Origin of the sequence: Plantactinospora sonchi, from assembly GCF_036422035.1 — a bacterium.
Classification (GTDB): domain Bacteria; phylum Actinomycetota; class Actinomycetes; order Mycobacteriales; family Micromonosporaceae; genus Plantactinospora; species Plantactinospora sonchi.
The window spans coordinates 1-4,092 of sequence record NZ_JAZGQK010000014.1; the positions used below are offsets into that span (position 1 = coordinate 1).

Below are 4,092 nucleotides of genomic sequence, written 5' to 3' on the forward strand. Positions count from 1 at the left end.
GGTGGGGCGGGGGGTGGTGTGCGGCGCGGGGGGGGGGGGGGGGGGGGGGGCGCCGGCGGGGCCCCCCCCCCCGTCTCCGTCTGCTGACAGCCTGCGACCATCGGTGATCAGGGCTTTGAGTCGCCGGAGGGGTGGCCCCGAGGTCCACCGGCCGGCTGACGTCCTCCGGCGCCGACGACAAAGACGTGACCCGACCCGGGCATCAGCCCTTGACGCGGCACGAACCGGCAGGCACGCTGACATCAGCAAGACCTTCCGCGCTTGCGACGGCCGACACCTGGGTAAGACGGCGGCAGCACCATCAGCCGCCGGTCGAGTGGCCTAGCGGGATGCGTACGGGACGGGTGACGCGCGTTGAGCGCGGCCGGCCGAGGGGCCGGCGACACGTTTTCCGACGCCCTGCCGTGGTGGGCTGGACAGCGGTTAGCCGCTCGGCTACACTGCTAGTTTGCGCTGCCTTCCGACTTGACCCCTGCTCGGAATGTCCGATTTTGGGCGTTTCTAGTGGGGCCATTGGAGTGCACGCGAAACAGCCGTTCTGCAGCACCGGTCCTCGGAAGGACGCATCTTGGCAGCTTCCCGCCCTGCGAAGACCAGTCGTACGTCGAGCGCTTTCGCGCCCCGCCGAATCTCCTTCGGCAGGATCACCGAACACCTCGAGGTCCCCAACCTCCTTGCCATCCAGAACGAGTCCTTCGACTGGCTGGTCGGCAACGAGGCTTGGCAGGGCCGGTCGGCCGACGACCCGCACGCCCGATCGGGTCTCGCTGAGATCCTCGACGAGATCAGTCCCATTGAGGACTTTTCCGGCACTATGTCGCTGTCGTTCTCCGCGCCGCGCTTCGACGAGGTCAAGGCCTCGATCGAGGAGTGCAAGGAGAAGGACCTGACCTACTGCGCCCCGCTGTTCGTGACCGCGGAGTTCACCAACAACACCACCGGCGAGATCAAGAGCCAGACGGTGTTCATGGGTGACTTCCCGATGATGACGCCGAAGGGCACCTTCATCATCAACGGCACCGAGCGCGTCGTGGTCAGCCAGCTCGTCCGGTCCCCGGGCGTCTACTTCGACAAGCAGCCGGACAAGACCTCCGACCGCGACCTGTCCAGCGTCAAGGTCATCCCGAGCCGGGGTGCCTGGCTGGAGTTTGATATCGACAAGCGCGACACCGTCGGTGTCCGCATCGACCGTAAGCGCCGGCAGGCCGTCACCGTCCTGCTCAAGGCGATCGGTTGGACCAACGAGCAGATCCGCGAGCGGTTCGGCTGGTCCGAGCTGATGATGACCACCCTGGAGAAGGACCACATCGCCGGGGTGGACGAGGCGCTGCTCGACATCTACCGCAAGCTGCGGCCGGGTGAGCCGCCGACGCGGGAGAACGCCCAGACCCTGCTCGACAACCTCTTCTTCAACCCGAAGCGGTATGACGTCGCCAAGGTCGGCCGGTACAAGTTCAACAAGAAGCTCCAGCTCGAGGTGCCGATCACCACGGGCACGCTGACCGAGGACGACATCGTCGCCACCGTGGAGTACCTCTGCCGGCTGCACGCCGGTGAGGAGGGCTACGAGGCCGACGACATCGACCACTTCGGCAACCGCCGGCTGCGTACCGTGGGCGAGCTCATCCAGAACCAGGTCCGGGTCGGTCTTTCCCGGATGGAGCGGGTCGTCCGCGAGCGGATGACCACCCAGGACGTCGAGGCGATCACGCCGCAGACCCTGATCAACATCCGCCCGGTGGTGGCGGCGATCAAGGAGTTCTTCGGTACGTCGCAGCTGTCCCAGTTCATGGACCAGACCAACCCGCTGGCGGGCCTGACCCACCGGCGCCGGCTGAGCGCGCTCGGCCCGGGTGGTCTGTCCCGGGAGCGGGCCGGCTTCGAGGTCCGGGACGTGCACCCGTCGCACTACGGCCGGATGTGCCCGATCGAGACGCCGGAAGGCCCGAACATCGGTCTGATCGGCGCGCTCTCGACCTTCGGGCGGGTCAACCCGTTCGGCTTCATCGAGACGCCGTACCGGAAGGTCGTCGACGGCCGGGTCACCGACCAGATCGACTACCTGACCGCGGACGAGGAGGACCGGTTCGTCCTGGCCCAGGCGAACGCCCCGCTGAAGAGCGACGGCGAGTTCGCCGAGGACCGGGTCCTGGTCCGCCGTAAGGGTGGCGAGGTCGACTTCGTCGCCCCGACCGCGGTCGACTACATGGACGTCTCGCCGCGGCAGATGGTCTCGGTCGCGACCGCGATGATCCCGTTCCTCGAGCACGACGACGCCAACCGGGCCCTGATGGGCGCGAACATGCAGCGCCAGGCGGTGCCGCTGATCAAGGCCGAGTCGCCGCTGGTCGGCACCGGCATGGAGTACCGGGCCGCGGTCGACGCCGGTGACGTGGTCGTCGCCGAGGTCGGCGGTGTGGTCGAGGACCTGTGCGCCGACTACGTGACGGTGCACCAGGACGACGGCCACCGGCGGACGTACCTGCTGCACAAGTTCCGTCGCTCGAACGCCGGCTCCTGCGTCAACCAGAAGCCGGTCGTGTTCGAGGGTGACCGGGTCGAGGCCGGCCAGGTCATCGCCGACGGGCCGTGCACCGACGAGGGCGAGATGGCGCTCGGGCGGAACCTGCTCGTCGCCTTCATGCCCTGGGAGGGTCACAACTACGAGGACGCGATCATCCTGTCGCAGCGCCTCGTCCAGCAGGACGCCCTCACCTCGATCCACATCGAGGAGCACGAGGTCGACGCCCGGGACACCAAGCTGGGTCCGGAGGAGATCACCCGCGACATCCCGAACGTCAGCGAGGAGATGCTCGCCGACCTCGACGAGCGCGGCATCATCCGGATCGGTGCCGAGGTGGTGACCGGCGACATCCTGGTCGGCAAGGTCACCCCCAAGGGTGAGACCGAGCTGACCCCGGAGGAGCGGCTGCTCCGCGCGATCTTCGGTGAGAAGGCGCGTGAGGTCCGGGACACCTCCCTGAAGGTGCCGCACGGCGAGACCGGCACGGTCATCGGCGTACGGACCTTCTCCCGGGAGGACGGCGACGAACTGCCGCCGGGTGTCAACGAGCTGGTCCGGGTCTACGTGGCGCAGAAGCGGAAGATCCAGGACGGCGACAAGCTCGCCGGCCGACACGGCAACAAGGGTGTCATCTCCAAGATCCTGCCGGTCGAGGACATGCCGTTCCTCGAGGACGGCACCCCGGTCGACATCGTGCTCAACCCGCTCGGTGTGCCGAGCCGGATGAACATCGGCCAGGTGCTGGAGACCCACCTCGGGTGGGTCGCCAAGACCGGTTGGAAGATCGACGGGGAAGACGCGGACTGGAAGCGGGCGCTGCGCTCGATCGACGCCCACGAGTCCGAGCCGGACACCAACGTGGCGACGCCGGTCTTCGACGGCGCCAAGGAGGAGGAGATCTCCGGTCTGCTCTCGTCGACCCTGCCCAACCGGGACGGCAAGCAGCTGATCGGCGCGAGCGGTAAGGCCCGGCTCTTCGACGGTCGCTCCGGCGAGCCGCTGCCGGACCCGATCGCGGTCGGCTACATCTACATCCTCAAGCTGAACCACCTGGTCGACGACAAGATCCACGCTCGGTCGACCGGCCCGTACTCGATGATCACGCAGCAGCCGCTGGGTGGTAAGGCGCAGTTCGGTGGCCAGCGGTTCGGCGAGATGGAGTGCTGGGCGATGCAGGCGTACGGCGCCGCGTACGCCCTGCAGGAGCTGCTGACGATCAAGTCCGACGACGTCCTGGGCCGGGTCAAGGTCTACGAGGCGATCGTCAAGGGCGAGAACATTCCGGAACCGGGCATCCCGGAGTCCTTCAAGGTGCTGCTCAAGGAGCTGCAGTCGCTGTGCCTCAACGTTGAGGTGCTCTCCAGCGACGGCGTGGCCCTGGAAATGCGCGAGACCGACGACGAGGTCTTCCGGGCAGCGGAGGAACTCGGCATCGACCTGTCCCGGCGCGAGCCGAGCTCGGTCGAAGAGGTGTGAGTGGTGTGGGTTGGGGGGGGGGGGGGGCCCCCCCCCCCGGCCCCCCGGCCCCCCCCCCGCGGCGCCCCCCCCCCCCCCCCCCCCGCTACGAG

1 protein-coding gene is annotated in these 4,092 nt (G+C 68.2%); it reads left to right on the forward strand.

Annotation, left to right across the window (positions count from 1 at the left end):
* The first annotated feature begins 568 nt into the window (after positions 1-568).
* The gene (rpoB, locus tag V1633_RS17875; RefSeq protein ID WP_331215483.1) at positions 569-4,000 is read left to right on the forward strand and encodes a DNA-directed RNA polymerase subunit beta; all 3,432 of its coding nucleotides are present in this window, start codon (positions 569-571) and stop codon (positions 3,998-4,000) included.
* Positions 4,001-4,092 lie beyond the last annotated feature (92 nt).